The following is a 25,328-nucleotide window of genomic DNA, read 5'->3' as shown; positions in this document are numbered from 1 at the left end:
TGTTTTTGTTTGTCGGTACGAACCGGGCTGCCCCAAGCGTGCCGGCCGCTCTCTCGGGCGCCACGAACAAATCGATCCGGAACAGCGCTTCAGCGCGTATTCTGGTTCCATGCCACGCAAGTGAACGTGGGAGATGTTTTTCTGGAGACCACAATGATGTCGGGGCATCTGTTCTGGTGGGTCGCGGTGGGCGTGCTGGTCGTGGCCGAGTTGCTGACGGGCACGTTCTACCTGCTGATGATCGCGCTCGGCTTTCTCGCCGGCGGGCTGCTGCAGCTGGCCGGTTTCGCGCCGCACGTGCAGTTCGGTGCGGCGGCGGTGGTCGCGATCGTCGCGATGGTCGTGTTGCGGCGTTCGGGGCTCGGCCGCAAGCAGAAGCGCGACACGTCGACGAATCCCGACGTCAATCTCGATATCGGCGCGACCGTTACGGTCGACGCGTGGCGTGACGGCCGCGCGCGCGTGCAGTATCGCGGCGCCGACTGGGACGTCGAGCTCGAGAACGGCGAGCGCGACGATGCGCACGTGTATCAGGTAAGTGCCGTGCGCGGCAATTGTCTCGTGGTCGTGGCGAAACCCGCGGGCTGATCGTCCGCCGATACAACAAGGAGGGAATAGTTCATGGATTCGCTGATCATCTGGGTGGTCCTGCTCGTCATCGCGATCGTGATCGTGTCGAAGACGGTGAAGATCGTGCCGCAGCAGCATGCGTGGGTGCTCGAGCGCTTCGGGCGCTATCACGCGACGCTGTCGCCCGGTCTCAATATCGTGCTGCCGTTCGTCGATCGCATCGCCTACCGGCACGTGCTGAAGGAAATCCCGCTCGACGTGCCGAGCCAGGTCTGTATCACGCGCGACAACACGCAGCTGCAGGTCGACGGCGTGCTGTACTTCCAGGTGACCGATCCGATGAAGGCGTCGTACGGGTCGAGCAACTTCGTGCTCGCGATCACGCAGCTCGCGCAAACGACGTTGCGCTCGGTGGTCGGCAAGCTCGAACTCGACAAGACGTTCGAGGAGCGCGACTTCATCAACCACAACATCGTGTCGGCACTCGATCAAGCCGCGGCGAACTGGGGAGTGAAGGTTCTGCGCTACGAGATCAAGGACCTGACGCCGCCGAAGGAAATCCTGCACGCGATGCAGGCGCAGATCACCGCGGAGCGCGAAAAGCGTGCGCTGATTGCCGCTTCCGAAGGCCGCAAGCAGGAGCAGATCAATCTCGCGTCGGGTGCGCGCGAAGCAGCGATCCAGAAATCCGAAGGCGAGCGGCAGGCCGCGATCAACCAGGCGCAGGGCGAGGCCGCCGCGATTCTGGCGGTGGCTGAAGCGAACGCGCAAGCGATCCAGAAGATTGCGAACGCGATGCAATCGCAGGGCGGGATGGACGCGGTGAACCTGAAGGTCGCCGAGCAGTATGTCAGCGCGTTCTCGAATCTGGCGAAGCAGGGCAACACGCTGATCGTGCCGGCGAATCTGTCGGATCTCGGCACGGCGATCTCGTCGGCGCTGACGATCGTCAAGAGCGCGGGGGCCGCCTCGGGCGGGAAGGCGTGAGTCCGGATTTGCGCGGTTCGCTTGCGGCCGCCGCGTGTGCTCCGTGTGCGGCGAATCGTCGCGCGGCCTGGGCGCGGATGACGCCCGTGCGGCTCCGTCGTTGGACCCTTTCTTCAGCCGAAACGGGCCGCGTGTCGCCGTTGTAGCCGGCACGCCCGGATTCCCCGAGTCCACAGCAACACGGCCCGCTTCGAGCGGGCCGTGTCGTTTGTGATGCGTATCGCGCAGGTCAGGTGCCGGCGCGCATGATGCGTGCCTTTTCGCGTTCCCAGTCGCGCTTCTTCTCGGTTTCGCGCTTGTCGTGCAGCTTCTTGCCCTTCGCGAGCGCGATGTCGCACTTCACGCGGCCGCCCTTGTAGTGGAAGTTCAGCGGCACGAGCGTGTAGCCGCGCTGCTCGACCTTGCCGATCAGTTTCTTGATTTCCTCGCGGTGCAGCAGCAGCTTGCGCGTGCGAACCGGGTCGGGCGTGATGTGGGTCGAAGCCTCGGGCAGCGGGCTGATATGGGTACCGATCAGGAAGATCTCGGCGTGCTTGATCACGACGTAACCTTCCCTGATCTGGCCGCGCCCGGCGCGCAGCGCCTTGACTTCCCAGCCCTCCAGCACGAGCCCCGCCTCGTAGCGTTCCTCGATGTGATAATCGAAGTGCGCTTTCCTGTTGTCGATGATGCTCATGAAAGGATCGGGCCAACTCGTTTAAAATCACGATTTTAGCAAAGCGGGGCGGGAATCGCCCGGCTTGCGTTCTCACTTTGAGCGATGCCGCGCGATTTATGGCAGATGTCCAGAAAACCGTATTGATCCGTCATTCGGCGGAACAGATGTTCGACCTTGTCACCGACGTGGCCGACTACCCCAATTTCCTGCCCTGGTGCGGCGGCGTCGAGATTCGACGTCAGGACGAGAGCGGGATGGAAGCGCGCATCGACATCAACTTCAAGGGCATCAAGCAGCATTTCGCGACGCGCAACACGCAGCAGCGCCCGACGCGGATCGACATGGAGTTCACGGACGGCCCCTTCAAGAAGTTCACGGGCTCGTGGCGCTTCACGGCACTGCGTGCCGATGCCTGCAAGATCGAATTCGCGCTGCACTACGAATTCTCGAGCATCCTGCTCGAGAAGATCATCGGGCCCGTGTTCAGCCACATCGCGAACACGTTCGTTGATTCGTTCGTGAAGCGCGCCGACCAGCGCTACGGGAAGGGGTGACGCGATGCTGTCGATCGAAGTCTGCTACGCGCTGCCGGATCGCCAGACGCTGATTCCGCTGTCGCTGCCCGAAGGGGCGACCGTTCGCTCGGCGATCGATGCGAGCGGCGTGCTCGCGTTGCACCCGGAAATCGATCTCGCGAACGCGAAGACGGGCGTGTACGGCAAGCTTGCGCCGCTCGACGCGCCGCTCGCCGACCACGACCGCGTCGAGATCTACCGTCCGTTGATCGTCGATCCGAAGCTCGCGCGCCAGCGGCGCGTCGACAAGTCTCGCCGCGACGGCTCCATCGAGGGCCGCAAGTGGATGCACAAGGACGCGCGCTGACGCGCCGTTCCGCGGCTTCCGTCCCGATTCGTCCGATCGAACGCCGCGGCGCTCAATGGGCCGCAGCGTTCGCGTTTGCCGGCGTGCGTCCCGACGTGTCGCCGCCGGCGGGCGTGTCGCCGTGCTGCCGCACCGATCCGTAGACGCCCGCGAGCAGCAGCACCAGCGCGGCGATCTCGAGTGCATGCGGCATCCGCTGGTCGTACACGAACGCATAAAGCATCGCGAACACGGTTTCGAACACGATCAGCTGGCCCGACAGCGTGAGCGGCAGCCGCTTCGATGCGGCATTCCACAGCCCGTTGCCGAGCCACGATGCGCCGATCGCGAGTACGAGGTTCAGCAGCCAGAACAGCTGCCAGCGCGACGCCGGCACCGCCGCCTGCACGGTGCCGGCCGGCAGCGCGACGATCGCGATCCAGACGAGCCCGCCGATCAGGCCCGTCACGACACCCCACAGCACCGACCATTCGTTGCCGCCGAAATGATGATGGCGCTGCAGATAGCGTGCGTTCGCGACCGCATACCAGGTCCAGCTCGCGAGCGCGCCGGCCGCGCAGGCAATGCCGGCGAGCTTCTGGCCGAGCGTCGTCGCATGCGCGGCCTCGGAGGTGAACAGGTCGACGTTGATGCAGACGATGCCCGCGATCACCAGCGCGAGCGGGGCCGCGAGCCGCCGCAACGGCACGGCGCCGTGGTCGCCGAGGCCCGCGAGCGTGACCGTGACGGGCAGCACGCCGACGATCAGCGAACTGGGCGCGATGCCGATCAGGTGCACGGCGCCGGACAGCAGCATGTAGTACGCGACGTTGCCGACGACGGCGAGCCTGATCAGCGCGACGAGATCCTCGCGGGTCAGCCGCGCGAGCAGCGAGCGGGCGGCCGGCAGCGCGGCCGCCAACGACACGAGACCGTACATCGCATAGCGGCCGGCGCTCAGCAGCAGCGGCGAGAAGTCGGTCAGCAGCCGCGGAACGAGAAACACCATGCCCCACAGGGCACCTGCCAGGACACCATAGACCACACCGCGTCGCATCGACCGCTCCGAACACATGACTGACGAGCGCGCATCTTAGCGACGCGGCCGCGACGTCGTCTTGTTCATTCCTGCACTCGGCGCAGGGTGGAGCGCAGGCGTGCTGCGCCCGGGAGCGAGCACCGCAGGCCGCGGATCATTCGTCAGCCGAATCGGGCGACGCGCCCGCGGTGTTGCCCGACGCCCCGGCCCGCGCGGGCCGGCGCACGGCGCGCAACGTGCCGCTGTTGCCGCCGCCGCAGTAGAAGCGGTCGTAGCCGTCGGATTCGAGCCCCGATACGCCGACGCCTGCAGGCATGTCGATCTGCTCGAGCACCTGGCCGGTGCGCGGATCGATGTGCCGCAGGTCGGCCTGGTCGGCTTCCCAGGTGCCGTGCCACAGCTCGCCGTCCACCCAGGTCACGCCGGTGACGAAGCGGTTCGATTCGATCGTGCGCAGGACGGCGCCCGTTTGCGGATCCACCTGATGAATCTTGCGTTCGCGGTACTGGCCGACCCACAGCGCGCCTTCGGCCCAAGCCAGCCCGGAATCGCCGCCGTTGCCGGGGGCGGGGATCGTCGCGAGCACGCGGCCCGATTCGGGATCGATCTTCTCGATGCGGTCCTCGACGATCTGGTACAGGTGGCGGCCGTCGAACGCCGTGCCCGCATGCGCGGCGACGTCGAGCGAGCGGACGGTCGTGCCGCGCTCCGGGTCGAGCGCATTCAGCTTGTCGCCGGACGCGTACCACACGTATTGCCCGTCGTACGTGACGCCGTGTACGCCGTCGACGCCCGGAAACGGGCCGTATTCGCGAAGGATGTCTGCACGGGAGCGCTTCATGTTCGTCACCTCGTCGTTCGTTGAGGTCATCCTAATCGCCCGGCAGCGGGGCAGGGAGTAACAAGGTCGTCGCGAAACCGGGCAGCGGTGGCGTCATCCAGCGGCGCGCGCGGCCGCGCCCCAGCGCCTGGACTTTGCTCGTGTCAGCGAGTGCGTCGAGCGCGCGCTGTACGGTGCGCTGGCTCGCGCCGAGGGCCAGCGCCAGCGCGGAGCTCGACCACGCTTCGCCATCGGCGAGGAGCGCAAGCACGGCCGCGTGGCGATCGTCGACCGGGCGCGCCAGCACGACGGTCTTACGCATGCCGAGTGGTTCGAGCGCAAAGCCGCGCGGCGTGGCGATGACGTTCGCGAGCGGGCGCAGCACCGCGCGCAGCCGGCCGATCTCGACGCGCAGGCGTGCGCGATGCGATTCGTCCGCGTGTTTCGCGCGGAACGCGACGGCGACGAGCGCGTTGCGCGACACGTCGGCGGGCCATGCCTCGCCCAGCGCGCGGGCGAGCACGAACAGCACGGGCCGCCGCGCAAGCGACACGGTCGTGCGCGCGTCGCGCACCGCGTGGCGGCACGCATCGACGACGAGCGCATTCGACGCGAACAGTGTTTCGACTTCGTCGAGTCGCACGAGCCGCGATACACCGCGCGCGATGAGACGCGCGGCCGGTGCGTCGAGCACGCGTGCGGCGGTGTCGACCTCGGCCGTCAGCGCCGCGATGCCGGCGTCGAGGGCCGCTGCGCGTGCTCGGGCGAGCGCAGCGCGGGCCGCGTGCGTGCGGATGCGGCGCATCGCGATGCCGGCCGCGATCAGCTCATGGGCGGCGCGCGATGCGGCCGGCAGCGGCGCGGGATCGAGATTCGCGAGCATCCGCTCGGCATCGTCCAGCTGGCCGATCAGCAGCAGCCGGCGTACGCCGAGATAGCGCGCATGCGCAGCATTGGCGCGGTCGCCGTGCGCGTCGAGCGTCGCGCACGCGGCATCGAGCGCGCGCGTCGGCCAGCGCAGGTCGCGCGACGCGAGCGCAATCTCCGCTTCCGCGACGACGCAGCGCGCACGTGCCACGGCCTCCTTCGCGCCGAACGCACGGGCGGCACCGCGCACGAGTGCGCGAGCACGTTCGAAATCGCCGAGCTGCGCCATCGCGATCCCGCGCAGCGCGAGCGCCGGCGCATCGTCGCGCAGCGCGACACGGTTCAGCGCGCCGAGCGCGTCACCGGCCGCGAGCGCGCGCGCGGCCGCCGTGATCAGCGAATCCATCCGAATCCCGACACACTTGTCACTCCCTCCGGTCCGATGCCCGCCACTAATCTAGCACCACGCACACGGCGTCGGACGCCGTGCCCGGATACCCAACGGAAGGAGGATCCCGCCATGACGACCCATCTCACCGGAACGCGCGACGAATGGCTGGCCGAGCGGCGCGCGCTGCTCGACGCGGAAAAGGCGCTGACGCGGCAAAGCGACGAACTCGCGCGGCGGCGCCAGGCATTGCCCTGGGTGCGCGTCGACAAGACCTACCGGTTCGACACCGAAGACGGGCAGGCAACGCTCGACGACCTGTTTCGCGGCCGTTCGCAACTGCTCGTCTATCACTTCATGTTCGGCCCCGACTACAAGGCCGGCTGCCCGTCGTGCTCGTCGATCGCCGACGGTTTCGACGGGTTTGCCGTGCACCTGGCGAACCACGACGTGACGCTGGCCGCCGTGTCGCGTGCGCCGCTCGCGAAGCTGCTCGCGTACCGGCAGCGGATGGGGTGGCGCTTTCCGTGGGTGTCGTCGGTCGGCAGCGATTTCAACTTCGACTTCAACGTGTCGTTCACCGAAAGGCAGCAGCGCGCGGGCGACGTCGAGTACAACTACGCGCGGGCCGGTCACGCGATGGACATGGATCCGCCGCCGGCACCCGTCGTGCAGTTCGCGGCGACGTGCGGCACCGACGCGCTCACGTATTCGCTCGACCGGCCGGGGATGAGCGCGTTCGTGCGCGAGGACGGCGCGGTCTATCACACGTACTCCACCTATGCGCGCGGCCTCGACGGGCTCTGGGGGATGTACCAGTGGCTCGATCGCTCGCCGCGCGGGCGCAACGAGGCCGGCCCGTGGTGGCGGCGTCATGATGAATACGCACGCGGCTGAGCGCGCCGGCGGCGGGCGGGGGCGGGCGATGACTCGGCCTGCGGCCGGCGCTGCGGGCCCCGACGCGCGGGCCTTCGCTGTGGCGCTCACGGCCGTGTTCGCCGTTGCCGTTGTTGCGACCGTGGCGCAGCACGCGTCGATGGCCGCGATGGGCGGCGCACCGGTGTCCGGCGGCTGGATGATGTCGGCGGCATGGCAACGGCCGTGCGGATGGGACGCCGGCCGCACGTTCGCGGCGTTTGCCGGCATGTGGGGCGCGATGACGGTGACGATGATGCTGCCCGTGCTGGCGCCGGTGCTCTGGCAATACTGGCAGCGCGTCGGTTCGCAGCCGGCGGCGCGTTCGGTCGGGCTCGTCGTCGTCGCGGGCGCCGGGTATTTCGCCGTGTGGATGGCAGTCGGAGCGCTCGTGTTTCCGGCCGGCGCCGCGCTGATGAGTGCCGCCGCACGGGTGCCGGCGCTCGCTCGCGCAATGCCGTTCGTGGCCGGCACGGTCGTATTGGCGGCCGGCGTCCTACAATTCTCCAGATGGAAGGCGCGCCGGCTGACATGCTGCCGGCGCGCGGCGACCTGCGTGCATCCGCCGCGCGCGCAGGCCGGTGCGGCATGGCGGCACGGCGCGCGAGCCGCGATCCGATGCGGGGTGTGTTGCGGGAACCTGATGGCGGTCGCGCTGGCGGCCGGCATGATGGATCTGCGCGTGATGGCGGTCGTGACGGTTGCGATCGCCGCCGAGCGCCTCGCGCCTGCCGGCGGGCGGATGGCGCGGATCGTCGGCTGCGTCGCGGCTGGCGGCGGCATGGCGATGATCGTTCGCGCGGCCGGGCTGCCGTGAGGCGGGACGATAGGCCGGTTCGGCCCGTTGCCGGGCCGCGCTTCACCGTCGCCGCTACCGCCGCGTGGCCCGTCCGAAACTGGCGGACGAGCCGTTTCGCGGCCGGCTGCGCGAATGGCTCGATGCGGCGATGAAACGAAAGGCGATCGAAAACGAACCGAACGGCGAACCGAACGATTCGGCCCCCGAACGGCCGAAACCGGCTAAGCCGTTGTTCGTGTTGTGAAAATTCACGGCGCTTCGCGTATAATTCGCTTTTGCGCCCATAGGATTTGCCATGCGTCTGATCCAAAAAGCACTCACTTTCGATGACGTGCTCCTCGTTCCCGCCTTCTCCGACGTTCTCCCGCGCGACACCAGCCTCAAGACCAAGCTGACCCGCAACATCTCCCTGAACATGCCGCTCGTGTCCGCCGCGATGGACACGGTCACCGAAGGTCGCCTTGCGATCGCGATGGCACAGCAGGGTGGCGTCGGTATCGTCCACAAGAACCTCACGCCGGCCGAGCAGGCCCGCGAGGTCGCGAAGGTCAAGCGTTTCGAATCGGGCGTCGTTCGCGATCCGATCACGGTGCCGCCGCAAATGAAGGTGCGCGACGTGATCGCGCTGTCGCGCCAGCATGGCATCTCGGGCTTCCCGGTCGTCGAAGGCCCGCAGCTCGTCGGCATCGTCACGAACCGCGACCTGCGTTTCGAAACCCGCCTCGATGAGCCGGTCAAGTCGATCATGACGCCGCGCGAGCGCCTCGTCACGGTCAAGGAAGGCACGCCGCTCGCCGAAGCGAAGGCGCTGATGCACAGCCACCGCCTCGAGCGCGTGCTGGTCGTCAACGACGCGTTCGAACTGCGCGGCCTGATGACCGTCAAGGACATCACGAAGCAGACCGAGCACCCGGATGCGTGCAAGGACGAACACGGCAAGCTGCGCGCAGGCGCGGCGGTCGGCGTCGGTCCCGACAACGAAGAGCGTGTCGAGCTGCTGGTGCAGGCCGGCGTCGACGTGATCGTCGTCGATACCGCGCACGGCCACAGCAAGGGCGTGCTCGAGCGCGTTCGCTGGGTCAAGCAGAACTTCCCGCACGTCGAAGTGATCGGCGGCAACATCGCGACGGCCGCCGCCGCGAAGGCGCTCGTCGAATACGGCGCGGATGCCGTCAAGGTCGGTATCGGCCCGGGCTCGATCTGCACGACGCGGATCGTCGCCGGTGTCGGCGTGCCGCAGATCAGCGCGATCGCGAACGTCGCGGAAGCGCTGAAGGGCACGGGCGTGCCGTGCATCGCCGACGGCGGCGTGCGCTTCTCGGGCGACGTGTCGAAGGCCCTCGCGGCCGGCGCGAACGCGGTGATGATGGGCAGCATGTTCGCGGGCACCGAAGAGGCGCCGGGCGACGTGTTCCTGTACCAGGGCCGCCAGTACAAGTCGTATCGCGGCATGGGTTCCGTCGGTGCGATGAAGGACGGCGCGGCAGACCGCTACTTCCAGGACAACTCGGCGAACATCGACAAGCTCGTGCCGGAAGGCATCGAAGGCCGTGTCGCGTACAAGGGCTCGGTCAACGCGATCCTGTTCCAGCTGGTCGGCGGCGTGCGCGCGAGTATGGGCTATTGCGGCTGCAAGACGATCGACGAGTTGCACGACAAGGCCGAATTCGTCCAGATCACCGCGGCGGGCATGCGCGAGTCGCACGTGCACGACGTGCAGATCACGAAGGAAGCGCCGAACTACCACGTGGACTGATCGCCGATGAAACCGCTGCTGCGAGCCGTGCTGGTCATCGATGCCGTACTGCTGCTGGCGTTCGGCGTGCTGTTCGTGCTGACGCCCTGGCAGTCGCTCTTCAACGCGTTGCAGCTTGCGAACGTCCAGCCGGCGATGCTCGGCCAGGCGTTCGGCATCGCGTTGCTCGGGCTTGCATGGCTCGCGTTTCATGCAGCGTTCAACGGGGATCTCACGGCACCGGTCGCGCGTGCGGTCGGCCATGTGTATTGGCTGACCGGCGCGTTGACGATCGTCTGGTCGATCGGCACCGGCAGCGGTCCCGCACTCGCGGCCGCCGGCCGCGTGCTGTCGGCCGTGGCCGGCGTCGCACTGATCGTGCTCGGACTCGGCGGCGTGCGACTCGCATCGGCTGTGCGCCGGCGCGAAAAGGAGCAGGCGCTCGAGGCGCGCGCGCCTGCGCAGCGTCCGGCCGAGCCGGCGATGGCGCCTGCGCCGTCGCCCGCCCCGCAACGTGTCGAGCCCGTCGTCAGCCGTCCCGTGCCATCTGTCTCACCGTCACCGGCTTCGTCCGGCTCCAGTCAATCGTCAGGCGGCGTCGCACTCGACGAGCGCCCGCCGATGCAGGATTGACCGGCCATGCGTCGAGCGTGCTGCCTTCCGCCCGACGCCGCTGTCCATGCTATTGACGCAGCGCATGATGAAAATGATGCGCTGCTTTTCTTATTCTCTTCATCCCGTCCGCAGCCATGCACGACAAAATCCTGATTCTCGACTTCGGTTCGCAAGTCACCCAACTGATTGCGCGACGCGTGCGTGAAGCGCACGTCTACTGCGAAATCCATCCGAACGATGTGTCCGACGACTTCGTCCGCGAGTTCGCGCCGAAGGCGGTGATCCTGTCGGGCAGCCACGCGAGCACGTACGAAGACCATCAGCTGCGCGCGCCGCAGGCCGTGTGGGATCTCGGCGTGCCGGTGCTCGGCATTTGCTACGGCATGCAGACGATGGCCGTGCAGCTCGGCGGCAAGGTCGAGTGGAGCGACCACCGCGAATTCGGTTACGCGGAAATGCGCGCACACGGCCATACGCGCCTGCTCGACGGCATCGAGGATTTCAAGACGGACGAAGGCCACGGGATGCTGAAGGTCTGGATGAGCCACGGCGACAAGGTTGCCGAGCTGCCGCCGGGCTTCGCGCTGATGGCGTCGACGCCGAGCTGCCCGATCGCCGGCATGGCCGACGAGGCGCGCGGCTACTACGCGGTGCAGTTCCATCCGGAAGTCACGCACACGGTGAAGGGCCGCCAGATCATCGAGCGCTTCGTGCTGCAGATCGCCGGCGCGAAGCCCGACTGGATCATGAAGAACCACATCGAGGAAGCCGTCGCGAAGATCCGCGAACAGGTCGGTGACGAGGAAGTGATTCTCGGCCTGTCGGGTGGTGTCGATTCGAGCGTCGCGGCTGCGCTGATCCATCGCGCGATCGGCGACCAGCTCACCTGCGTGTTCGTCGATCACGGCCTGCTGCGCCTGAACGAAGGCAAGATGGTGCTCGACATGTTCGAGGGCCGCCTGCATGCGAAGGTCGTGCACGTCGATGCGTCCGACCAGTTCCTCGGCCACCTGGCCGGCGTGACCGATCCGGAAGCGAAGCGCAAGATCATCGGCCGCGAGTTCGTCGAGGTGTTCCAGGCCGAGGCGAAGAAGTTGTCGAAGGCGAAGTGGCTCGCGCAGGGCACGATCTACCCGGACGTGGTGGAATCGGGCGGCACGAAAACGAAGAAGGCGACGACGATCAAGAGCCACCACAACGTCGGCGGCCTGCCGGAAACGCTCGGTCTCAAGCTGCTCGAACCGCTGCGCGACCTGTTCAAGGACGAAGTGCGCGAGCTGGGCGTCGCGCTCGGCCTGCCGCCGGAGATGGTGTACCGCCATCCGTTCCCGGGCCCGGGCCTCGGCGTGCGGATTCTCGGCGAAGTGAAGCGCGAGTTCGCGGACCTGCTGCGCCGCGCGGACGCGATCTTCATCGAGGAGCTGCGCAACACGACCGCGACCGCGCAGGATGCGGCCGCCGGCCTGTGCGGCGAAGCCGATGTCGGCAAGAGCTGGTACGACCTGACGAGCCAGGCGTTCGCGGTGTTCCTGCCGGTGAAGTCGGTGGGTGTGATGGGCGATGGCCGCACGTACGACTACGTGACGTCGCTGCGCGCAGTGCAGACGACCGATTTCATGACCGCGCACTGGGCGCATCTGCCGTACGCACTGCTCGGCCGCGCGTCGAACCGGATCATCAACGAGGTGCGCGGGATCAACCGTGTGGTGTACGACATCTCGGGCAAGCCGCCGGCGACGATCGAGTGGGAGTGAATTGACGTCCTTCGAGGACTATAGCCAGCTATCGAAAAATTGCCGTGACGTATTGATTTTCAAGTCAATACGTCGCGGAATCTATCGGTGGCTATCGCCGGCCAGCAAAACAAGTTGGCGGTCGAGTTGACGGTAAAAATCGAGGTCGGGTCAAGACACTCTCGTTCACTACCGCCGGCGCGGCGGATCTCGTCGACCACGGCGGTCGCGTCCGTCTCGCCGCTGCCGTAGTGAACCAGGACCTGCGCTCCGGCCGCGGCCAGTGTCAAGGCGGAGGTTCGGCCGATGCCGCGCGCCGGGCGGCGCAGCCGAGCAAGCAGCGTTTTGCACCGGGATTCTTGACCGGCCAGGAGATGACCTGGCTGCCGAAGGCGCTGAACTTGCTACGCGACGAGCTGCCGAATATCGATGTAACGGTCTCCAGCGATTACTCACCGGACCTGGCGGATGCGTTGGCGCGTGGCCGGCTGGACCTGGCCTTTCTGCGCGCCGAGCCGGGCTTCGATCTGGATTACACGACGGTTGGGCAAGAGCCGCTGGTCGTGCTGATGCCGAGCGATCACACATTGGCCTCGCAAGAGAGCATCCGACCGCAACAACTCGTGGGGCAGCCCTTCGTGGCAATGGCCAACAAGGCGCGCGTGCTGCGTTCTGTGGTGGACACGTACCTGCAGCGCGAAGGTGTGACGCTTACGCCCACTCAGGGCGTGGACAACCCGGCGATGGTGATGTCGCTCGTGGCGTCGACGCGCGGGTTGACGTTGATTCCCGACTACGTCGAGAACCTGCTGCCGTGGTCCGTGGTGAGCCGCCCCCTGGCGGGAGATGCACCGACGATCGACCTCGTTGTCGGGCACAGCCGCTCCAATGCCTCTCCAATCCTCAAGTTCTTCTTGTCCCGGTTGAGCGAGCTGGTGCCAGCGGCCGGCAAACAAGCAACGCAGCCGAGAATGTCATGAGGACGGGCGCCTACCGTGTTCGGTGCGGAACCTGCTCATCATGCCGCGCTGCAAGAGCGCGCGGGAGCGTGAGTTCCATCTGCGCGTGACGCACAGGTGCGTCAGGACGACGAGAGGAGTAACTGGACGTCCGGCACATACGGGACGACCTGACAACACATCGAAGCCCGCTTCACAGCGGGCTTTTTTGTTTTTCGGCCCGACTGGCGCCGCAGCCTGATTGAAGCATCGCGCGGCTTTCGTGTTTCGTCGACCAGGACATACCGAGACCATTCTTGTGCGACGACACGTCGCGAATGCCTTTATTTCCGCTCTCGTTCTGCTACCCCTTCCCGTTTCACCGCGACTGTAATCGAGTGTAATTGATCGTTCCGCGCGCTCGGCCTAATTTCTTCCCGGCAGGTGCGCTTCGCGGATGGCCGGCTCAAGCCACCACGAAGCTTGTGATGAGCGTTATCGATGCGTGACTCGCGCAAGCCAGATTCGCCTATACGGCCCTGGCTCTCGGCTTTTCAACTCACAGCAGGAGAAATTGTCATGTCGAACCAAAATTTCAGCGACATTCAGAAGTTCGCGGAGCAGGCGGACGGTTTGAAGCGCGTAGACGTCGAGTCAATCCAGCTGGGCTATTGGGACAATCACAATACCCTTCCTTTCATGCTCAACAACGAGGGCGGGAATTCGTTTGAAGTGGATGCCTCGAACACGGCGTTGCTGATCCAGATTGGAAATGCGGTCACAGCGCTTGGGCAGAAGCAGAAGGTCGTGGCCTATCTGGGAGATCTCAGCCACGGCGGTACCCTCAAGGTGCTCCTCATCGGCCTTGCATGACACGAAAACAAGTTGCCGCTCAGTCGATCAGCGTCGTGGGCGGCCACAAAATGGCCGTCCTGCCGTTGCCTTGTATTTGGCATCGACCGGAAGACTGTTGCGACAAGAAAACGGCTTGGCAGCTTGCCAAGCCGTTTTTCATCAATGGATTGCGTGAATCGGAAGCATCGCGACCCGGATGCTCACGCGTGTGCGCCCACGAGCGAACGCAGGTAGGTCGGCACCTTCGCCTTCGCCGTGGCCTGTACACGCGCCATGAGTGCGTGATCGATGCGATTCAGTCCATAAGTTCGCGCAATGTCGTCCTGCAGCCGGCACCACAGGTGCCCGGCCATCTCGGCATCGACCATCGCCCGGTGCGCACGGCCCGATTTCGGCAGCCGCAGCATATCGACCAGGCTCGACAGGCGGTGACTCCGGGCATCCGGATAGATACGTCTCGCCACGAGCATCGTGCACGCAAACGCATGCTCGGCCGACTCGCCAAGCAGCCCGAGTTCCGACTGCCAGAACCGTTTGTCGAAACCGGCGTTGTGGGCCACGACCGCATGCTTGCCGACGAACGCCGCGGCTTCCTTCATGACCTTCGACGCCGGCGGCGCCGCTGCGATCATCTCGTTCGTGATGCCGGTCAGCGCGACGACATCGGACGGTATGCGTCTGCCTGCATTCATCAGGCTCTGGAAACGGTCGACGATTTCACCGTCCCGGAGCAGGATGACGGCGATTTCGGTCGCACGGTCGCCCATATTCGGCGAAAGTCCGGTTGTTTCGAAGTCCAGTACCGCAACGGTTTGCATGGTCGAATCCTGTGGCTTCACGCGGTGTCGTTAGAGTGGCCGAGAGGTTAGCATCTCCAGGCCCGCGACAGGCTCGCTCAGCCCGGGAAACGCTCATCCGTGCGGAGCGCGCCGACCGGATCGATGCCCCGGACCGCCCGCGAATTCGTCCCGATCCGCCGTTGGCCCGGCAGCACGCACGACAATGCAACAGGCCGCTGGCCGCCGGCTATCGGCAGCGCACCGGTCTGCGCGTCATGTCGCAAGCCCGCTCTCGCCTTCAACCATCCGGATCGGGCCCGCGGTTCGTCCCGCACCCTGCCTGATGCTGAACTCGATCAGGTCTTCATAGATCTCCCGTTGCCCGGCCGGCAGCACGGGCAGCAGCGTCTCGCGGCGCTTGTCCGCATCGAACATCGATTCGACCAGCCATCCTGTCAGATAGACCGACGCAAGGCATCCGCCGGCGGTCGCGACGTTGCGATGGCACACCAGCGGCTGGTCCGGCACGTCCAGCCCGAGTGCCTGCAAACCCTTCCGCGCGTCGGGATGCGTCGTTGCGCGGCGCGCCGGCAGCAGCCCGAGCCGCTCGAGAATGAACGCTCCGCCGCAGATCGACCCGACAAGCTGGCGCTCCGGATCGAGATCGAACGACGGCAGGAAATCGGGATGGGCAAGTGCGGCCGGTACGCCTTCCTTGCCGCTTGAAAAGAGGACCGCGTCGGCGTGATTGGCGTCGGCAAGCAGGCCGTGCGTCGGGATGGCTAGACCATGTGCGGAATGCAGCACCGGCTGTGCGCCCAGAATCCGGACGCGCCAGTCGTGGCTGTTGCGGCCGAGAATGTCCCACATCAGGAACAGGTCGACGTCGGTGAAGCGGTCGAATGCGACGAGCGCGATGTCTTTCAAGATGGACTCCATGCGTCGGGGCGCGCAGCCGGGAGCGGCGGCGGCCGTGATAGAGTTCGCAGCCTATCTGTCCATGCCGCACCATACACAGCCTGTATGCCGATGACGATGAGCACACTGACGCGAAACGACTGGATTGCAGCGGGCTTCGACGCCCTCGACGGGGAAGGGTATGCGGGCATTTCGGCCGAGAGCGTCGCGCGCCGGCTGAACGTGACCCGCGGATCGTTCTATCACCACTTCCGTAATCGCGAGGACTTCGTCAGGACGTTGCTGACCGCTTGGGAGGACGACTACACCGCACGCATGCTTGCGTATGCGGCGGAAGGCCGCGGTGCTGGCGACACACTGGCGCGCTATCTGCGGATTGCCGCCGAGAAGCGGCCCGGGCGTGAAATCGCGATTCGCGCCTGGGCGCTGCACGATCCGTTGGTCGCGGAATTCCAGCAGCGCGTCGATGCGGCGCGGCTCGCGTTTGCGGTCGAGACGTCACGCGGGCTGGTGCGTACGTCGAGCGAGGCGGCAATCGTCGGGCAGGCCGTGCACATGTGCCTGATCGGTGGACAACAGGCTGGGTTGCGGCGCGATGCCGAACGGTTCAACGGTTTCATGCAGCGCGCGGTTGCAATGGTCGAGCGCGTGGTGCCGATGCGTCGTGCATGACGCGTCACGTGGCCGCATGCGGCACGCGTGGAGCGGACCTGGTATCAGGTCGCAGCGTTCGCGTGCCCGGAGCGCATGACGTGGAGGGCGGCGCGCTATCCTGCGCGGGCTACGATCATGCGTGCTGCGGCGAGGACGACGGTTTCGCGCGATAGCGCAGGTGAATCAACGGATAGGCGCGCCCCTGCCCATCGAGCGCCGATCGCCCGGTGCGCTCGAAGCCGAGCCGTTCATAGAATCCTGCCGCCGTTTCGTTCTGCTCGTTGACGTCGGTCGACAGGTCGGGGTGACGCTTGAGCGCATCTTCCACGAGCAGGCGCCCGACACCCGCGCCATGGTGAGCGGGATCGACGAACAGCGCTTCCATGTGACTGCCGTCGAGCAGCATGAAGCCGATCGCGCGGTCGGTATCGTCGACGGCGAGATCGAGCGGCGCACCAGGCAGGAACGCGACGACTTCGGATTCGATCGCACGACGGTCGTCGTCGCTGAGGAAGTGGTGCGTGGCGTCGACCGCGTTGCGCCAGATATCCAGCACGCGTGCGCCGTCGGCCGGGGTGGATTTGCGAATTCTGATCATGGATTGGCCCATCTTTGATTTGTAATTGGCAGTTCGTCGGCGGGTGGCCGGCACCGTCATGGCCCCGATCGGGCCGCTCGCAAAGGCTGCGAGACAGACGGCGGTGTTTCAGGTTTTCAAGTATTTGCCGGACGCGGTGCGTGACCATAGGCCGCAGCATGCTCGATCGCGCGTCGCGCGACATCACGAACCCCCGTGCTCATCGGCAAGTCATCGCGGTCGAGTTCGGCGAGATCGAACCAGCGCGCATCGAGCGCATCGTCGCCGGCGGCAGGCGTGCCGCGCAACCATCGGCACAGCACCGCGACCATGACGAAATGCTGACACACGTCGCCGCCAGCATCGTAATCGAACGCATCCAGCGCGGTAAAGGCGTCGAGCGCCTCGACGTCCATGGTCGCCTCTTCGGCGATCTCGCGCACGACCGCGTTCGCAATCGATTCCCCCACTTCGATCTTGCCGCCGGGAAAGCCCCAGCAGCCCGCATCGGGTGGATTGGCGCGACGTACCAGCAGCACGTCGCGCTCCCGCAGGACGATGCCGATCACGGCGGGAACCGGGCGGACGGAAGCAGGGATGCGGGTCGGGGAGCGGGGTGAGTCGGACATGTGATGCTACGCGCGGGTGGGTTCGAGTGGGTGGGGCGGCCGGCGACGATTCATCGTGCGTGGTCGGTGCGCTGCTCGATCGCGCGGATCACCGCGACCATGTCGTCCGCGCCATGTCCGGCTCGCTCGGTCTCGCCGTACAGCGCATGGCAGATGTCGAGCAGGGGCGAGGCGATCCCGATGCCGCGCGCGGATTCGGCGACGAGGCGGGCATTCTTCAGCACGTCGGTGATCGCGGCCTGCACCGAGAAATCAGCCGCGACGAGTTTGCCGAGCTTCACGCGTGACACGTCGCTCGCCATCGGGCCCGCGTTCAGCACGTCGGCGAAGCGCGCGAGATCGATGCCGTGGCGTTGCGCGAAATGCGTGGCTTCGGTCAGGCCGGTGACCATCGTGATCAGGAACAGGTTCACGGCGAGCTTCATCGTCAGCGCCGACGGTACGTCGCCGCACACGAAGCTGTCGCGGCACAGTGGCTTCACGAGCGCACGGACGGCGTCGACGTCGTCCGGCGCGCCGGCGAGCATCACGACGAGTTGACCGGCTTCGGCCGGCTTGCGCGACCCCGACACGGGCGCTTCGACGTAACGGCCCGACGCGGCGGCGATTTCGTCGGCCAGCGCGCGCGAGTATTCGGGCGGGTGCGTGCCCATGTTGACGATCGTATGTCCGGCGACGCGGCGGCTGAAATCGGTCGTGCCGCGTCCGAGGACGGCGTCGGTCGCCGCGTCGTTCGCGAGCATCAGGATGACGGTGCGGCAGGCCGCGAACACGTCGTCTGCATGGTCGGCCACGCGCGCGCCGGCGTCGCGCAGCGCATCGTCGCTGCCGTGCGACCGGCTCCACACGACGAGCGGCGTACCGGCCCGTGCAAGATTGAGCGCCATCGGCGTGCCCATCACGCCAAGGCCGATGAATCCGACTGCGGTCTGCATGTTCTGGCTCCCACGGTGGGTGGAGACGATCGTGGGCGTCAGTATCGCAGCGTTTCCGCACACCTGCTGGCGCCACGTCACGGTTGCGCCGTCATCTCCGCCAGATACGGCCACGGATAGATGCCGCGCGCATGACCGTCGCCGAATACCGTAGCCGGCTGCCTCGACGTTGTTCAGCATCACATCGGGTCGTACATCGACACGACCGCCGTTGCGCCGGATCCTTCGGCATTCCGCACACGGGCAATCAACGCGCAGCTGCGCATAGCCGATGCGTTGCGTGTGACCGTCCGGCCAGCGAAGCGTCAACGTGCGTGCAGGGTGATCGAGTGCGATTTCGGTCGGGGCGATCATGGCGACGACTCGTCGATTTGCCGGATCGCGATCCGCACGGCCTTGCGTACTTCCGGATCGTGGTCCTCCAGCGCGCGGGTCAGCGCGGGCAACGTCGTGCGGTCGCGCAATTCGCCGAGCGCAAGCGCGGCTTCCTTGCGCAGGTTGCTGATCGCATGCGCGAGCAGCGCGGCGACGGCCGGCGCCGCGGCCGCATCGCGCAGTTGCCCGAGCGCACGTGCGGCACGCAGGCGCACTTGCCAGTAGTCGTCGTCGAGCGCGGCGACGAGCGGTTCGCGTGCGGTCGCAACGCGCAGCTTGCCGAGCGTCGTGGCCGTTTCCTCGCGCACCTGCCATTCGTGGTCGCGTAGTGCGAGGAACAGTGCGTGGATGGTGGACGCATCGTCGGGCGCCGCGAAACCGATCGCGCCGACCGCGAGACGTCGCACGTCCGCTGCGGTATCGGTGGTCGCAATGCCCGCGAGCGGCGGCAGCGCACGTGGATCCTTGAGCCAGCCGAGCACCGCCACGGCTTCGGCGCGCACCGCGGCGTGTTCGGCGTCGAGCGCGTGCAGCGCGGGCGCGAATGCGCCGGGGTCGCGCAACTCGCGCAATCCGCGCAGCACGGCTCGGCGCACGAACGGCTCGGGCCGGGCTGCCCATCGACACAGCACGGCACCCGATGCCGAGTTCTTCAGTTCGGACAGGCTTTGCGCCGCGGCGGCGCGCACGTCGTCGTCCGGATCGAGCAACGCACCGCACAGTGCGTCGACGACGTCGGGCTGCTCCCACGCACCGAGCACGCGGGCGGCTTCGGCGCGCACGTCGGCCGACGGATCGTCGCGCAGCGCGGCGATGAAAGCGGACACGAACCCGGAGTCCTCGAGATCGGCGAGTTCGAACAGTGCGACGCGACGCACGGCGGCATCGGGCGACGCGAGGCGGGCGGCGAGTGCGGCTTCGTCGGACGCATGCGCGCGGGCCAGCGCGGCAGCGAAGGAGGAGTCGGTCATGGGCGACGGGAGGGAGCGTTGGGGGACACGGTCAGCGCAGCAGGTAAGGGATGTCGACCTTGACCGCGCCGGTCGGGCAGTCGCGTTCGCATGGCATGCAGTACCAGCATTCGTCGAACTGCATATAGGCCTTGCCCTTGGTCACGTCGATCGCGAGCAGGTCGAGCGGGCACACGTCGACGCAGACGGTGCAGCCCTTGTCGGCGATGCACAGGTTCTCGTCGATCGTCACGGGTGCGCTGCTGCGCTGGAAGATGTCGTGCGGGGTATGGGGCATGGCGGGTTCCTCAAAGGGCAGCCGCGAGCGCGGCTGGTTCGCGGATGCGCAGATTCGTGTAGGCGCTGCGCTCGTCGTCGGCAAGCGGCACGACATACGGTTCGACCGGCCGCTTCTCGCTGCGCATCGCGCCGTCGGCATCCTTGCGCAGCCAGGTGTGGCAAAACCATTCGGCGTCGTTGCGATGAGGGAAGTCGACGCGGTGGTGGTACAGCCCCCAGCGGCTTTCGGTGCGGAACAGCGACGCGCGCGCGGCCATTTCCGCGCAGTCACGGATCGCGCGCACCTCGGCGGCGCGCATCAGTTCGTGCGGGTGGCTCGCCTTGATCTCTTCGATATCCTCAGTAATGGCGTCAAAGCGCTGCAGCCCGATTTCCATCTTGCGCGTCACCTTCGGCGGTTGCAGATAATCGTTCACCATGCGGCGCAGCTTGTATTCGACCTGGGCCGGCGCGAGGCCGCGCTCGCGCAGCAGCGGCGCAAGCACGCGCGTGCGTTCGGCGGCGACCTGTTCGTCGTCCACCGGCGCATGCTCGCGGCCGGCCACGTAGTCGGCCGCGTTCTGCCCGGCAAACCAGCCGTACGTGAATGCGCCGAGCATGTAGTTGTGCGGGACGGCCGCCATGTCGCCGGCCGCGTAGAGCCCGGGCACGGTCGTCTCCGCGCGGGCGTTCACGTACACGCCGGATGCGCTGTGGCCGCTGCAGAAACCAATCTCGGAGATGTGCATCTCGACCATCCGGCTGCGGTAATCGGTGCCGCGCCCGGCATGGAAACGGCCGCGGCTCGGCCGCTCGTTCGTATGAAGGATCTGCTCGATGGTCTGGATCGTTTCTTCCGCGAGGTGGTCGAGCTTCAGGAACACGGGGCCGTTGCCGCTTTGCAGTTCCTGGTAGAACTCCCACATCATCTGGCCGCTCCAGTAGTCGCATTCGATGAAGCGTTCGCCCTTGCCGTTCGCGGTGAAACCGCCGAGCGGGCCGGTGACGTACGCGCACGCGGGGCCGTTGTAGTCCTTGATCAGCGGATTGATCTGGAAGCATTCGAGATTCGCGAGCGCGGCACCGGCGTGATACGCCATCGCATAGCCGTCGCCCGCGTTGGTCGGATTCTCGTAGGTGCCCATCAGGTAGCCCGAGGCCGGCAGGCCGAGGCGACCGGCCGCGCCGCAGCAGAGAATCACGGCCTTCGCGCGGATCACGTGGAACTCGGCGGTGCGGCAGTCGAAGCCGAGCACGCCGCTCGCGCGGCCCTGCGCGTCGGTCAGCACGCGCGTCGCCACGATCCGGTTCGTGATCGCGACGCGCGCACGCTTCAGCTGCCGGTACAGCACCTTCTTGATGTCGTGTCCTTCCGGCATCGGCAGCACGTACGAGCCCATGTGATGGACCTTCTTCACCGCGTAGTCGCCGGTGCCGTCCTTCTCGAACTTCACACCCCAGCGGTCGAGCTGCTCGATCGTCGCGAAGCTGTGCGTCGCATATGCGTACACGGCCTCCTGGTCGACGATCCCGTCGTTGGCGATCGTGATCTCCCGCGTGTACTGCTCGGGCGTCGCATGCCCGGGGATCACCGCGTTGTTCAGGCCGTCCATCCCCATCGAGATCGCGCCGCTGCGCTTCACGTTGGCCTTTTCGAGCAGCAGCACGCGCAGGGACGGGTCGCGCTCCTTCGCCTTGATCGCCGCCATCGGGCCGGCGGTGCCGCCGCCGACCACGACGATGTCGTATTCGAGCACATGGGTAGTCATCGCTGTTTCCTTGCAGGTTTGCGCGGCTTCTGCCGGTCGATGCGCAGCCGGTACTGGAAGGCGTCGCCGCGGAAGTAGAGGGTTTCGTAGTCGATCGGTGCGCCCGACGCGTCATGCGTGAGGCGCTCGATGCGCAGCACGGGGCTGCTTTCCTCGACGTGCAGTGCATCGACGATCTCGTCGTCGGCGAGGATCGCGTCGATCGACACGTCGGCATGGCCGAGCGGGATGCCGCAGTCGTTTTCCAGGACCAGGAAAATGTCGCGGGTCGCGAGGTCGGCGCCCGCGAGACGCTTGCCGAGGGCTTCGGGCACCCACGTCTGTTCGAGCGACACGGGCTCGCGATTCAGCAGCCGCACACGATGAATCTCGACGAGCGCCGCGCCCTCGGGCACGTTCAGCTTCGTGGCGAGATGGCGGTTGGCCTTGACGGTGCGGAGGCTGCGCACCTGGTTGACGATCTCGTAGCCCATCGACGACATCGCCTCCGCGAAGCCCTGCAGCGAGGTCACGTTCTGGAACGCCTTCGGCTTCGACACGAAGGTGCCTTTGCCGTGCAGCTTGAACAGCAGTCCTTCCTTCTGCAGATCGCCGAGCGCCTGGCGCACCGTGATGCGACTGACGTCGAACATCGCGCAGAGTTCGTGCTCGGACGGCATCCGGCTGTGCGGCGCATAGGTGCCGTCTAGAATGCGCGCGCGCAGCGTGTCCTTGATCTGCACGTAGAGCGGGGCCGCCGACAGCGGCACGACGTTGGGGGAGGTCATCGGTCAACTTGTTATGACAAGATCGCCCGAGTGTAGTCAGCCGGATCGCGCGGTCCAACCAACTATTTCTGATTTCGACTTTCCGATTCCGGAAAAGCGCGGTGGCAGGGGCGGGCCGAACGGTCGATCCGGTAAGCGGTGACGGCCCGATCCGCCCGTTGCGGGCGGAGCCGATCGGCGGACAATGAAAGTTCGACGTTGCGTGTGCCGCGCATGTCGATTTCCCGATGCGTCGTCCGTCGTATCCATGTCGACCGGGCATTGCGCGACGCAGGTGGCGCCCGGTTCCCGAGGATCGTCATCACGACAAGGAGGTACCCCATGCCGGACTCCCGATACCGCTGGGTCATCGTCGCCGCGGGCGGCGTGATGGGCTGCATCGCGATCGGCGCGATGTTTTCGCTGCCGGTGTTCCTGCGCGCGATCGCGCGCGACACGGGCTGGTCGATGACCGGCATTTCCGGTGCGATGACGCTCGGCTTCATCGCGATGGCCTTCGCGAGCATGGCGTGGGGCAGCCTGTCGGACCGCATCGGCACGCGCCCGGTCGTCATGACGGGCGCCGTCCTGTTGTCGGCAAGCCTGGCGCTGGCGAGCCGCGCGCCGTCGCTGCTCGCGTTCCAGCTCACCTTTGGTCTCGCCGTCGGCGGCGCGACGGCTGCGATATTCGCGCCGATGATGGCGTGCGTGACGGGCTGGTTCGACACGCACCGCAGCCTCGCGGTGTCGCTCGTGTCGGCCGGCATGGGGATGGCGCCGATGACGATGGCTCCGCTGGCCGCGTGGCTCGTGTCGGTGCGCGACTGGCGCACGTCGATGCTGCTGATTGCGGCGCTCGCGGCCGTGGTGATGATTCCGGTGTCGCTGCTGGTGCGCCGGGCGCCCGCGCTCGACGGCGCGCAGGCGGCTCCCGCGGTGTCGGCGCCTGCCGGCGAGCCCGCGGCGATGTCGGTCGCGGATGCGCTGCGTTCGCCGCAGTTCATCGTGCTGCTGCTGACCAACTTCTTCTGCTGCGCGACGCACTCGGGCCCGATCTTCCATACGGTCAGCTACGCGGTGACGTGCGGGATCCCGCTGATCGTCGCGGTGTCGATCTACAGCGTCGAAGGGCTCGCCGGCATGGGCGGCCGGATCGCGTTCGGGATCCTGGGCGACCGCCTCGGCGCGAAGCGCATGCTGGTGGCGGGGCTGCTCGCGCAGGCGCTGGGTGCGCTCGGGTACTACTTCGTGCGCACGCTCGACGGGTTCTACGCGGTCGCCGTCGTGTTCGGCTTCATCTACGCGGGCGTGATGCCGCTGTATTCGGTGCTTGCACGCGAGAACTTCCCGCTGCGGATGATGGGCACCGTGATCGGCGGCTGCGCGATGGCCGGCAGCCTCGGGATGGCCGCGGGCCCCGTCGCCGGCGGCCTGATCGTCGATACGTTCGGCAGCTACGGCTGGCTGTATCTCGGCTCGTTCGCGATCGGTCTCGGCGCGTTCCTGATCGCGACGATGTTCCGCCCGTTCGCGAACGCGCGGCGGGAAGCGGCGGCTGCATGAACCCGGAAAAACTGGAAACAGGGCCGTGTCCGTTTTTCCTGAACGGCGCGGTTCGGTTGGCGTCGTCCCAAACAAAAGCAGAGCCCCATACTGGTCGCATTTGCCTGTGTCCAGATGGCCCGCAGCCCGCTGCAGCGCAGCAGAGCGGCAAATGAGACGGATCGGCGCGCATGCCCCACGATTCGGCCCCTAAAAAACACAATATCGAGCATATATTCGAAGGGCCTGTCATACCGGCGTCACCCTGCTAGAATTCGGCCTGCCGCATTGTTCCGATTGACTGATGAGATTGCTTGACGCCCTGGTCGAACAACGTATTGCCGCCGCCGCCGCGCGGGGCGAGTTCGACGATTTGCCGGGTACCGGCGCGCCGCAGGCGCTGGACGACGACCTGCTCGTACCTGAGGAGGTGCGGGTGGCCAACCGTATCCTGAAGAATGCGGGCTTCGTGCCGCCGGCCGTCGAGCAATTGCGCGCGCTGCGCAACCTGCATGACGAAGTGCAGGCGGTCAGCGACCGCGCCGCGCGGTGCCGTCTGCAGGCGAAGATCCTCGCACTCGACATGGCGCTCGAGTCGCTGCGCGGCGGCCCGATGGTGATGCCGCGCGATTACTGCCGGCGCATCGCGGAGCGCCTGTGCGAGCGCGGGCTCGACGAAGCGTCCGCCGAAGCGGGGCCGATGTGACGTCCGACGCGCTGCACGACGCAGCCCGGTCGGCAGCCGCCCCGGCGGCCGAACCCGCCGCCGATTCCCCCGTTCCCGAAGCTGCGCCCGTATCGGCGCGCGACCTGCATTTCATGCGTCTCGCCCAGGCTGCCGCCGAAGAGGCGCGCGCGGCCGGCGAAGTGCCGGTCGGCGCGGTGCTCGTGCGTGGCGACGAAGTGATCGCACGCGGCTTCAACCATCCGATCGGCGGGCACGATCCGTCGGCCCATGCGGAAATGGCCGCGCTGCGCATGGCCGCGCAGCATCTGCAGAATTACCGGATGCCCGGCTGCGAGCTGTACGTGACGCTCGAGCCGTGCCTGATGTGCGCGGGCGCGATCATGCATGCGCGCATCGCGCGGGTCGTCTACGGCGCCGCCGATCCGAAGACGGGCGCGTGCGGCAGCGTGATCGACGCATTCGCGAATCCGCAACTGAACCACCATACCGACGTGACCGGCGGCGTGCTCGCCGACGAGTGCGGCGCCGCGTTGAAGTCGTTCTTTGCCGACCGCCGTCGCGCGCTGCGCGAAGCACGGCTCGCCCGCGACGCCGAACCCGGCGCGTCATAGGCGCACCCGCCGCATCCGCCGCTCGACGCGAGCCGGGCGTGCACGGTTCCGTGAACCGGAGACGGTTCGGACCCTCTAAGCAGGTTTGACGACCCG

The 25,328-nt window shown here is 66.9% G+C and carries 28 protein-coding genes and 2 pseudogenes; 15 read left to right on the top strand and 15 right to left on the bottom strand.

Going from position 1 to position 25,328, the window contains the following annotated elements; translation table 11 throughout:
* The first annotated feature begins 153 nt into the window (after positions 1-153).
* Together C5O79_RS12430 and C5O79_RS12425 are read left to right on the top strand one after the other, a co-directional pair.
* Positions 154-588, top strand: coding sequence for an NfeD family protein (locus tag C5O79_RS12430; protein ID WP_046545972.1), 435 nt, complete (start codon positions 154-156; stop codon positions 586-588).
* 33 nt (positions 589-621) lie between these two features.
* Positions 622-1,557, top strand: a complete 936-nt coding sequence (locus C5O79_RS12425; protein ID WP_039342757.1) for an SPFH domain-containing protein — start codon at positions 622-624, stop codon at positions 1,555-1,557.
* A 229-nt stretch (positions 1,558-1,786) separates the two neighbouring features.
* Here the strand turns inward: C5O79_RS12425 and smpB are convergent, their stop codons facing one another.
* Positions 1,787-2,233 carry an SsrA-binding protein SmpB gene (gene smpB / locus C5O79_RS12420; protein ID WP_039342760.1) on the bottom strand — a complete coding sequence of 149 codons (447 nt, stop codon included), beginning with the start codon at positions 2,231-2,233 and terminating at the stop codon, positions 1,787-1,789.
* A 98-nt stretch (positions 2,234-2,331) separates the two neighbouring features.
* On the opposite strand from smpB, the gene C5O79_RS12415 reads away from it, so the two are divergent.
* Together C5O79_RS12415 and C5O79_RS12410 are read left to right on the top strand one after the other, a co-directional pair.
* A complete protein-coding gene (locus tag C5O79_RS12415) occupies positions 2,332-2,769 on the top strand; it encodes a type II toxin-antitoxin system RatA family toxin (protein WP_034188832.1) in 438 nt (145 codons plus the stop codon).
* A gap of 4 nt (positions 2,770-2,773) precedes the next feature.
* Positions 2,774-3,097: an RnfH family protein gene (locus C5O79_RS12410; RefSeq protein WP_039342764.1), complete on the top strand. Its 324-nt coding sequence runs from the start codon at positions 2,774-2,776 to the stop codon at positions 3,095-3,097.
* Positions 3,098-3,149: 52 nt separating this feature from the next.
* Here the strand turns inward: C5O79_RS12410 and C5O79_RS12405 are convergent, their stop codons facing one another.
* The 3 genes from C5O79_RS12405 to C5O79_RS12395 all read right to left on the bottom strand — a co-directional run bounded on the left by C5O79_RS12405 (position 3,150) and on the right by C5O79_RS12395 (position 6,208).
* Positions 3,150-4,133 carry a DMT family transporter gene (locus C5O79_RS12405; protein WP_122474133.1) on the bottom strand — a complete coding sequence of 328 codons (984 nt, stop codon included), beginning with the start codon at positions 4,131-4,133 and terminating at the stop codon, positions 3,150-3,152.
* 136 nt (positions 4,134-4,269) lie between these two features.
* Positions 4,270-4,956 carry a glutamine cyclotransferase gene (locus C5O79_RS12400; RefSeq protein WP_122474560.1) on the bottom strand — a complete coding sequence of 229 codons (687 nt, stop codon included), beginning with the start codon at positions 4,954-4,956 and terminating at the stop codon, positions 4,270-4,272.
* Positions 4,957-4,987: 31 nt separating this feature from the next.
* Positions 4,988-6,208: a helix-turn-helix domain-containing protein gene (locus C5O79_RS12395; RefSeq protein ID WP_122474132.1), complete on the bottom strand. Its 1,221-nt coding sequence runs from the start codon at positions 6,206-6,208 to the stop codon at positions 4,988-4,990.
* Between the two features lie 114 nt (positions 6,209-6,322).
* On the opposite strand from C5O79_RS12395, the gene C5O79_RS12390 reads away from it, so the two are divergent.
* The 5 genes from C5O79_RS12390 to guaA all read left to right on the top strand — a co-directional run bounded on the left by C5O79_RS12390 (position 6,323) and on the right by guaA (position 12,008).
* Entirely contained in the window at positions 6,323-7,087 is a 765-nt protein-coding gene (locus C5O79_RS12390) for a DUF899 domain-containing protein (RefSeq protein WP_124473465.1), read from the top strand.
* Between the two features lie 28 nt (positions 7,088-7,115).
* Entirely contained in the window at positions 7,116-7,922 is an 807-nt protein-coding gene (locus C5O79_RS12385; RefSeq protein WP_122474559.1) for a DUF2182 domain-containing protein, read from the top strand.
* A gap of 277 nt (positions 7,923-8,199) precedes the next feature.
* On the top strand, positions 8,200-9,660 hold the full coding sequence (guaB, locus tag C5O79_RS12380; RefSeq protein WP_011352433.1) for an IMP dehydrogenase: 1,461 nt from the start codon (positions 8,200-8,202) through the stop codon (positions 9,658-9,660).
* 6 nt (positions 9,661-9,666) lie between these two features.
* Positions 9,667-10,272, top strand: coding sequence for a hypothetical protein (locus C5O79_RS12375; RefSeq protein ID WP_122474130.1), 606 nt, complete (start codon positions 9,667-9,669; stop codon positions 10,270-10,272).
* A gap of 116 nt (positions 10,273-10,388) precedes the next feature.
* The gene (gene guaA / locus C5O79_RS12370) at positions 10,389-12,008 is read left to right on the top strand and encodes a glutamine-hydrolyzing GMP synthase (RefSeq protein WP_039342775.1); all 1,620 of its coding nucleotides are present in this window, start codon (positions 10,389-10,391) and stop codon (positions 12,006-12,008) included.
* 170 nt (positions 12,009-12,178) lie between these two features.
* Here guaA and C5O79_RS38545 read toward each other — a convergent pair.
* Positions 12,179-12,295, bottom strand: a pseudogene (locus C5O79_RS38545) (oxidoreductase); the annotation flags it as partial.
* Here C5O79_RS38545 and C5O79_RS12365 point away from each other — a divergent pair.
* Both C5O79_RS12365 and C5O79_RS12360 read left to right on the top strand, forming a co-directional pair.
* Complete coding sequence (locus tag C5O79_RS12365) at positions 12,239-12,967, top strand: LysR substrate-binding domain-containing protein (protein ID WP_226148120.1); 729 nt, start codon at positions 12,239-12,241, stop codon at positions 12,965-12,967. The pseudogene C5O79_RS38545 and the gene C5O79_RS12365 overlap by 57 nt on opposite strands.
* Before the next feature lie 537 nt (positions 12,968-13,504).
* On the top strand, positions 13,505-13,798 hold the full coding sequence (locus tag C5O79_RS12360) for a hypothetical protein (protein ID WP_046545967.1): 294 nt from the start codon (positions 13,505-13,507) through the stop codon (positions 13,796-13,798).
* A gap of 182 nt (positions 13,799-13,980) precedes the next feature.
* Here the strand turns inward: C5O79_RS12360 and C5O79_RS12355 are convergent, their stop codons facing one another.
* Positions 13,981-14,598 (bottom strand): 3'-5' exonuclease, encoded by a 618-nt coding sequence (locus tag C5O79_RS12355; protein WP_046545966.1) that lies wholly within the window; start codon positions 14,596-14,598, stop codon positions 13,981-13,983.
* A gap of 234 nt (positions 14,599-14,832) precedes the next feature.
* Positions 14,833-15,498: a DJ-1/PfpI family protein gene (locus C5O79_RS12350; RefSeq protein WP_063779037.1), complete on the bottom strand. Its 666-nt coding sequence runs from the start codon at positions 15,496-15,498 to the stop codon at positions 14,833-14,835.
* Positions 15,499-15,594: 96 nt separating this feature from the next.
* Between C5O79_RS12350 and C5O79_RS12345 the strand changes: the two genes are divergently transcribed.
* Entirely contained in the window at positions 15,595-16,149 is a 555-nt protein-coding gene (locus tag C5O79_RS12345; RefSeq protein ID WP_047851133.1) for a TetR/AcrR family transcriptional regulator, read from the top strand.
* A 115-nt stretch (positions 16,150-16,264) separates the two neighbouring features.
* On the opposite strand, the gene C5O79_RS12340 is transcribed toward C5O79_RS12345, so the two are convergent.
* From C5O79_RS12340 to C5O79_RS12305, 8 genes and pseudogenes are all read right to left on the bottom strand, one after another.
* A complete protein-coding gene (locus C5O79_RS12340) occupies positions 16,265-16,729 on the bottom strand; it encodes an acetyltransferase (protein ID WP_122474129.1) in 465 nt (154 codons plus the stop codon).
* Between the two features lie 116 nt (positions 16,730-16,845).
* Positions 16,846-17,337, bottom strand: a complete 492-nt coding sequence (locus C5O79_RS12335) for an NUDIX hydrolase (RefSeq protein ID WP_122474128.1) — start codon at positions 17,335-17,337, stop codon at positions 16,846-16,848.
* Positions 17,338-17,387: 50 nt separating this feature from the next.
* Entirely contained in the window at positions 17,388-18,335 is a 948-nt protein-coding gene (locus tag C5O79_RS12330) for an NAD(P)-dependent oxidoreductase (RefSeq protein ID WP_346428591.1), read from the bottom strand.
* A 14-nt stretch (positions 18,336-18,349) separates the two neighbouring features.
* Positions 18,350-18,626: pseudogene (locus tag C5O79_RS12325) on the bottom strand (DUF971 domain-containing protein).
* Positions 18,623-19,618, bottom strand: coding sequence for a HEAT repeat domain-containing protein (locus C5O79_RS12320; RefSeq protein WP_122474126.1), 996 nt, complete (start codon positions 19,616-19,618; stop codon positions 18,623-18,625). The pseudogene C5O79_RS12325 and the gene C5O79_RS12320 overlap by 4 nt, the downstream one beginning before the upstream one ends.
* A gap of 31 nt (positions 19,619-19,649) precedes the next feature.
* Positions 19,650-19,895 (bottom strand): ferredoxin family protein, encoded by a 246-nt coding sequence (locus C5O79_RS12315; RefSeq protein ID WP_039342800.1) that lies wholly within the window; start codon positions 19,893-19,895, stop codon positions 19,650-19,652.
* Positions 19,896-19,905: 10 nt separating this feature from the next.
* Positions 19,906-21,645 (bottom strand): fumarate reductase/succinate dehydrogenase flavoprotein subunit, encoded by a 1,740-nt coding sequence (locus tag C5O79_RS12310; RefSeq protein ID WP_122474125.1) that lies wholly within the window; start codon positions 21,643-21,645, stop codon positions 19,906-19,908.
* Positions 21,642-22,412 carry a GntR family transcriptional regulator gene (locus C5O79_RS12305; protein WP_122474124.1) on the bottom strand — a complete coding sequence of 257 codons (771 nt, stop codon included), beginning with the start codon at positions 22,410-22,412 and terminating at the stop codon, positions 21,642-21,644. Before C5O79_RS12305 ends, C5O79_RS12310 begins: the two co-directional genes overlap by 4 nt.
* A 321-nt stretch (positions 22,413-22,733) precedes the next feature.
* Here C5O79_RS12305 and C5O79_RS12300 point away from each other — a divergent pair, with 321 nt between their 5' ends.
* From C5O79_RS12300 to tadA, 3 genes are all read left to right on the top strand, one after another.
* On the top strand, positions 22,734-23,954 hold the full coding sequence (locus C5O79_RS12300; RefSeq protein ID WP_122474123.1) for an MFS transporter: 1,221 nt from the start codon (positions 22,734-22,736) through the stop codon (positions 23,952-23,954).
* Positions 23,955-24,237: 283 nt separating this feature from the next.
* On the top strand, positions 24,238-24,639 hold the full coding sequence (locus C5O79_RS12295) for a DnaJ family domain-containing protein (RefSeq protein ID WP_006478536.1): 402 nt from the start codon (positions 24,238-24,240) through the stop codon (positions 24,637-24,639).
* On the top strand, positions 24,636-25,232 hold the full coding sequence (tadA, locus tag C5O79_RS12290; RefSeq protein ID WP_046545955.1) for a tRNA adenosine(34) deaminase TadA: 597 nt from the start codon (positions 24,636-24,638) through the stop codon (positions 25,230-25,232). The genes C5O79_RS12295 and tadA overlap by 4 nt, the downstream gene beginning before the upstream one ends.
* The last annotated feature ends 96 nt before the right edge of the window (positions 25,233-25,328 follow it).

This window comes from Burkholderia sp. SRS-25, assembly GCF_004343765.1.
Classification (GTDB): domain Bacteria; phylum Pseudomonadota; class Gammaproteobacteria; order Burkholderiales; family Burkholderiaceae; genus Burkholderia; species Burkholderia contaminans.
Note: the sequence above shows the minus strand (reverse complement) of the source record. Positions and strands in the feature narration are given on the sequence as shown.